Source organism: Rhodoblastus sp., assembly GCF_052145335.1.
Lineage (GTDB): Bacteria > Pseudomonadota > Alphaproteobacteria > Rhizobiales > Beijerinckiaceae > Rhodoblastus.
On record NZ_JBKQOU010000374.1, the window covers coordinates 1 to 4,453 of the forward strand.

General features: G+C 53.0%; 3 protein-coding genes. All 3 read left to right on the forward strand.

What is annotated here, in order from left to right; all coding sequences use genetic code 11:
• Positions 1–450: 450 nt before the first annotated feature.
• The 3 genes from ACLP2E_RS22105 to ACLP2E_RS22115 all read left to right on the forward strand — a co-directional run bounded on the left by ACLP2E_RS22105 (position 451) and on the right by ACLP2E_RS22115 (position 4,305).
• Positions 451–1,587, forward strand: a complete 1,137-nt coding sequence (locus ACLP2E_RS22105) for a DegT/DnrJ/EryC1/StrS family aminotransferase (protein ID WP_442467141.1) — start codon at positions 451–453, stop codon at positions 1,585–1,587.
• A 170-nt stretch (positions 1,588–1,757) separates the two neighbouring features.
• Positions 1,758–3,215 carry a lipopolysaccharide biosynthesis protein gene (locus ACLP2E_RS22110; RefSeq protein ID WP_442467142.1) on the forward strand — a complete coding sequence of 486 codons (1,458 nt, stop codon included), beginning with the start codon at positions 1,758–1,760 and terminating at the stop codon, positions 3,213–3,215.
• A gap of 175 nt (positions 3,216–3,390) precedes the next feature.
• Positions 3,391–4,305 (forward strand): hypothetical protein, encoded by a 915-nt coding sequence (locus tag ACLP2E_RS22115; protein WP_442467143.1) that lies wholly within the window; start codon positions 3,391–3,393, stop codon positions 4,303–4,305.
• Positions 4,306–4,453 lie beyond the last annotated feature (148 nt).

The window sequence follows — 4,453 nt, forward strand, 5'->3', positions numbered from 1 at the left end:
GTTATTCAGGCCGCCGACACGATCGCCTTCGTGATCATCGCCGCGTCCGACGTGGAGACGGCTGCCCTAATTGTCGCTGTCACACGCGAAGTCGCCTGATCAAATCGCGACATTTTCACCGGGCTGATAGGCGAGTTTGAGGGCGGTCTTTGTGATTTGAACATTACACTTTCGACTAAAGTTGGAATTGTGATAGTGTTGACGGTCACAAACCCGGAGGGATGCCCAGCCCGGAGATAGGCACGGGCTGTCGTTCAGCGCGCCATCAAATCTGGGACAGGGCTTGGCCGCCAGCCATACCGGCTGCGGTTGGAAAGGCCGAATGGATGTGTTTGCGGCCATCTTTATGGTTTATCATCACCAGGCATCGGTCGAAGAAATTCGGGAATTCCTCAAGCACTTAAATATTCTGACTAGAGTCAAGCGAGACCCAGCGGAGCGCTCAAAAGCATGAGTTCCTTACCCAAAGCCGAATCCCCGGTCACACAGCCCATCTATGTTACCCAACCTTCCCTCCCATCGTTGGAGGCGTTTCTCCCTTACTTGCAGGAAATATGGAAAAATAAGCTCCTGACCAATGGGGGACCGTACCACCAGACCTTCGAACAAGCGCTTTGCGACTATCTTGGCGTTAAACACCTGGCGTTGTTCACAAACGGCACAATTGCGCTGGTTACCGCGTTGCAAGCGCTGCGCATCACAGGCGAGGTCATCACCACTCCGTATTCATTCGTGGCCACGGCGCATTCCCTGCTCTGGAACGGCGTCAAACCAGTGTTTGTGGACATCGACGCGAAGACGCTGAACCTCGACCCGGCCAAAATCGAAGCCGCGATCACGCCGCACACCACTGCCATCCTACCTGTGCATGTTTACGGCCACCCTTGTGACATGGAGGCCATCCAAAAGATCGCCGACAATTACAACCTCAAGGTCGTCTATGACGCCGCTCACGCCTTTGGCGTTCAGTGCCACAGTGGCAGTGTGCTCAACCACGGCGATCTCTCTGTGTTAAGTTTTCATGCGACCAAGGTCTTCAACACCTTTGAAGGCGGCGCTATCATTTGTCCCGACGCCAAAACAAAACAGCGTATCGACCACCTAAAAAACTTCGGTTTTGTTGACGAAGTGACGGTGGTGGCGCCCGGCATCAACGGCAAGATGAGCGAGTTCAACGCCGCCTTTGGCCTGCTACAGCTTCAACACATTGATCAAGCCTTGGCGCGCCGGAAAGAGATTGACGCAGTCTATCGCAAGCAACTGGCGGACACGAAAGGCGTCCTTTGCCTTGGCGACGCGGGCGAGGTCGTCGCCAATTACGCATATTTTCCCCTCCTGGTGCAGCGAGATCATCCTTTAAGCCGTGACGGTTTACTTCAAAAACTCAAGGATCATGGCATTTTTGCGCGACGCTACTTTTACCCGCTGATTACCGACTTTCCGATGTACCGCGCCTTGCCTTCCGCGCAGCGCGAGAACTTGCCCGTGGCGACCGATGCCTCGGCCAAAGTGCTGTGCCTGCCGATCTACCCGGCGTTGCGGCCAGAAGAGCAGCAACGCGTAATTGATATTATCAAGGGGACGTGAGGCGGCGACGCTGTATGGTTTCGCCATCGAACAGATTGACTTTCTATGCTACTAGGCACTCCCGCAAAAAAGCGCCAAAGGCGTTCACGAACTCTATTGGAGGTGGAAGTGCGATTTTCAGTAGATCGAGCTGCTGCTCGTTCTCTTTCGTCTGAACAAGGACAGTGCTGATGGCCAAAGAAAAAGCGGCAGTTGCGGGCCTTTGGAGTGGTGCCGACATTTTGCTGCGACAGGGCGTTCAGTTTTTCATTTCCCTGATACTGGCGCGGCTTTTATCGCCGTCCGACTTCGGCATTATAGCGCTTCTGACGTTGTTCACGAGCCTGTCGATGCTCTTCGTGGACAGTGGCATGAGCGTCGCGCTCATCCGCAGTCAAAACAGCAGCCAGGAAGAAGAGACCTCGGTCTTTTGGTTCAATCTCGCGGTTGGGTTGCTGTGCGCTGGGACGTTGTTGTTCGTTGCCCCATATGCCGCGCAATTCTATGGCCAACCGGTCTTGCGGTCGCTGATGATTGTGGCGGCGGCACAAGTGGTCATTGCGGCGCTTGGTGCCGTACAAAGCGCTCTTTTGATACGCGCCCTTCGATTTCGACAGCTGCTCATAGTCGGCGCGATGGCGACCTCGGTTTCCGGCGGCCTTGGTATCGGCTTAGCATTCGCGGGATTTGGCGTCTGGTCGCTTGCTTGGCAAATGCTCGCGATGTCGGCGACGACGACGCTTTCGTTGTGGTACGTAGGCCGTTGGCGCCCAAGCTTGACCTTCAAAATCGCGCCTGTGCTGGCGCAGTTGCAGTTTAGCGCCAATCTCCTTTTGTCGAGCCTCCTTGACCTTTCTTACAATCAGGGGTTCACGGTGATTGTCGGCAAGCTGTATGGTGTGGGAGAGCTCGGTTTCTACAATCGCGGCTCCAACGTTCAGGCGGTTGCGAGTGGAATGCTTTCGTCGCTTATCGGCCGCGCCTCGCTGCCGCTTTTTTCGGCGCGCGCCGATGATATGGCGGCGTTACGGCGCGGCGTCAGCTTCGCGTTGCGAGCTGCCATGGCAATCAATATCCCAGCGATGATTGGACTTGCCTTGCTATCCGACCTAGTAGTTGTCACATTGTTTGGCGAGAAATGGCGCCAGTCGGCGCCGATTCTCTCCGTGCTGGCTTTTTCCGGACTGTTGTGGCCCATTCATGTCATAAACGTTCAAGCGATCCTCGCGCGGGGCGACTCGAGCACTTTCTTGAAGATAGAGATCATTAAACAATCGACCGGGTTCGCCACGATGCTTGTCGGCAGTTTTTTCGGAATCATGGGACTTGCCGTCAGTCAGGTCGTCTCAGGCGTGATCGCTGCGTTCACCAATGCGGCTCCTTCCGGACGCTTCTTCAATTACGGGATTCGCGCGCAATTGGAGGATTTAAAAGGCATATTCTTAGTCGGCGCGCTTATGGGTGTATTGCTGATGTTTGCTCGAAGCGCCATAAATCTCACGCCGTCCCTTGAACTTGGCGCATTGGTCGGCCTCGGCGCCGCCACTTATATCGGTGTCGGGTTCGCGCTACGATTAACGATCTTCATGGAGCTCACGGAGATTCTTTTCAACATAGTTTTGTCGCGCCGGGGCAGGGCTTCGCAATGACGGCGATTGCACAAGACTCCGTAGTTTTGCAAACAAGAGGACGCGAAGCGGCGGGTTGCGCGTCCGCCGGTCAGCGTCATTCTACTCACCTGCAATCATTCTCCATTGCTAGGAAGCCTTGCGACAAAGGATCCAGGTCGCTAACAATAAGTTGCCGGAGGTATAGTTCGCACAAATGAGCCAATCACGCCAATTTATAATTCATAGTTATGGGTACTCTGAAAACACCGGCGGTTCAATAGCGCTACATAGGCTGTGCGATTTAATCAATCGCTCTGGACGTGACGCGTACCTTTGCCCGATCGTCGATCCCTTACCAGCTGATATTCATAAGACCCGCCCAGTGCGGAGGGCGGTTTTAAAGCTCCGTGATTGGGTCAATAAGAAAACCGCTATTGACTTTAAAACCTTCCACGGTTTTCGCACGCCAGTTAAATTACGGTTTAATGTTGACGAGGCTATCGTTGTCTATCCGGAGATAATTGCGGGCAATCCGCTGAATGCGAAAAACGTTGTACGCTGGTTGCTGCATAAGCCGGGGTTTCACACGGGTGTCGTTGATTACGGGCCCGCTGACTTGATTTTTTATTACCAGGAAGCATTCAATAGCAACGAGTTGAAACAGGTGTGTGGCGGTCAGTTGTACGTTCAACAGATTCGAAAAGATATTTATAGGCAAACAAATTTTGGGAAGCGGACTGGGACATGTTACATATTAAGGAAGGGTGCAGGAAGGCAAATTGTTCACGATCTAAGGGGCAGCATTCTGATAGACGGCCTGAGTCACCACGAAGCAGCCGACGTATTTAATCGTGTAGAAGTTTGCTATTCATACGATTTGTACACATCATATTCGCAATACGCCGCTATGTGCGGATGTGTTTCCGTCATTATTCCGGATGTTGGCAAAGGTGAGCTCGAATGGCATCCTGAAGAGGGGTCCAGACTTGGAATCGCTTATGGAGTTGAGCAAATAGAGTGGGCGAAGAAAACCCAGAGCTTGGTTGCAAGCTACCTTGATGAAAAAGAGAAAGATCAAAATAAGAGCGTAAGTTGCTTTATCAATAAGTGCGATGAGTATTTCTTATGATGGGTATCGAATCTATTCTTAATGTGATACCAAGCCTCGCTGATTAGAGCGCTATCCGAGCATGCCGATTCGATCGAGGATTCAATATAGTGCCGGGGATTCCCATATCCGAAGTGTAGCCGTCGAGCATGGGCGGAGCCGAGGGGGG

What these genes read in the sequence shown, in the direction of transcription:
- ACLP2E_RS22110 (WP_442467142.1), top strand. Translation starts at nt 1,758, where the DNA reads ATGGCCAAAGAAAAAGCGGCAGTTGCGGGCCTTTGGAGTGGTGCCGAC.
- ACLP2E_RS22115 (WP_442467143.1), top strand. Translation starts at nt 3,391, where the DNA reads ATGAGCCAATCACGCCAATTTATAATTCATAGTTATGGGTACTCTGAA.
- ACLP2E_RS22105 (WP_442467141.1), top strand. Translation starts at nt 451, where the DNA reads ATGAGTTCCTTACCCAAAGCCGAATCCCCGGTCACACAGCCCATCTAT.